General features: G+C 63.6%; 1 protein-coding gene. It reads left to right on the top strand.

Annotated elements, in window-relative coordinates; translation table 11 throughout:
• On the top strand, positions 1-1,743 hold a 1,743-nt coding region (argS, locus tag QZ079_RS09310), incomplete at its 5' end, for an arginine--tRNA ligase (protein ID WP_297037565.1).
• Positions 1,744-1,845: the final 102 nt, after the last annotated feature.

Here is a 1,845-nt window from a genome sequence, read left to right as displayed (position 1 = left end):
CCCGCCGACACCTCTCACGGCGAGTGGACCTCTACCATGGCGCTCCGCTCCGCAAAGCTCGCTCACCAGGCGCCCCGTGCCATCGCGGAGGCCGTGACGAAGCACCTGCCCGAGAGCGACGTCGTCGATCATGTCGAGATCGCAGGCCCCGGCTTCATCAACTTCTACCTCTCTGTCGCCGCGAAGAACGCCGTGTTCGCCGAAGCGCGCGAGCAGGGGATGGACTTCGCCCGCTCCAACGTGGGCGGTGGCGTGAAGACCCAGATCGAGTTCGTGTCCGCGAACCCCGTCGGCCCCATGCATGTGGGTCACGGCCGCTGGGCCGCGCTCGGTGACTCCATGTGCCGCGTGATGGAGCACGCCGGCTACGACATCGAGCGTGAGTTCTGGATCAACGACTACGGCAACCAGATGAACACGTTCGGCAACTCCATCTCCAAGCGTTACATGCAGCTTGCCGACATCATGGAGAAGCAGGGTTGCGACATTGATGCCGCGCGTGACTTCCTGGCGAAGGATCGCGATAACTACGTGCAGGACGAGGCCGACGAGCATCCCGATAGCCACCCCTACATGGATGAGTTCACCGCCGACCTGGGTAAGGACTCCTATGGCGGCACCTACATCATCGACGAGGCCGCTGCCTTCTGGAAGAGCGACGGCGACAAGTGGGTGAACGCCGATCCGCAGGAGCGCATGCTCTCCTTCCGTGAGCGCGGCTACCAGAAGATGCTCAAGGACATGAAGGACACGTGCCACGACGTGCGCTGCGACTTCGATGTGTGGATGAGCGAGCGTACCATGTACCAGAAGGACTGGACGGGCACCAGCCCGGTCGAGCGCGCTTACAAGAAGCTCGACGACATGGGTTACCTCTATCGCACGGACGACGGCGCGCTGTGGTTCAAGTCCACCGAGTTCGGTGATGACAAGGATCGCGTCATCCAGAAGTCCAATGGCGACTACACCTACTTCTCGTCCGACATCGCCTATCACTGGAATAAGTTCCAGCGCGTCGACCTGGTTCTCGACATTTGGGGCGCCGACCACCACGGCTACATCGCTCGTGTGAAGGCCGTCTGCGACGCGCTCGGGTACCCCGGCCAGTTCGAGGTGCCGCTGGGTCAGTTCGTGAACCTGCTGCGTTCCGGCAAGCCGGTGCGCATGTCCAAGCGCAAGGGCACGATGATTACGTTCCGCGAGCTCATCGACGAGGTCGGTGCCGACGCCACCCGTTACACGCTCGTGAGCCGCTCCTCCAACCAGACGATCGACTTCGACATCGACGCCGTCAAGGAGAAAAGCCAGTCCAACCCCGTGTACTATGTGCAGTACGCCCATGCGCGCATCTGCTCCATCCTGCGCAAGGCCGCGGGCGTCACGCCCGAGCAGGCCGACCTCATGGGTATGGAGAACGTCGCCATCAAGGCCATCTATGGTGACGTGGACTACTCGCTGCTCACCGATCCCACCGAGCTCGCGCTGTCCCGCAAGCTTTCCGAGCTGCAGGACCTCATTGCCGGTTGCGCCCGCGACCGTGCGCCGTTCCGCATCACGCACTACGTCGAGGAGCTCGCGGCCGCGTTCCACAGCTTCTACGCTGCGTGCCAGGTGCTCCCGAGCGAGGGTCGTCCCGTTGCGCCCGAGCTCGTGCGCGCGCGTCTCGCGGCGTGCGACGCCGTGCGTTCGGTGATTGCGCTCTGCTTGTCGCTCATCGGTGTGTCTGCTCCGACGCAGATGTAGGGCTTAGCTGAGCCTTTGACCCAACCGGGAAGCCCCCGGCTTTCCCCTTTGCTTGTCCTCGGCGCATGGCCGCCGTCCGGGAAACCGCCTCCGGCGGTTTCC

This window comes from uncultured Enorma sp. (assembly GCA_905210055.1).
Lineage (GTDB): Bacteria > Actinomycetota > Coriobacteriia > Coriobacteriales > Coriobacteriaceae > Enorma.
This window is presented reverse-complemented; position numbering and strand designations above follow the sequence as displayed.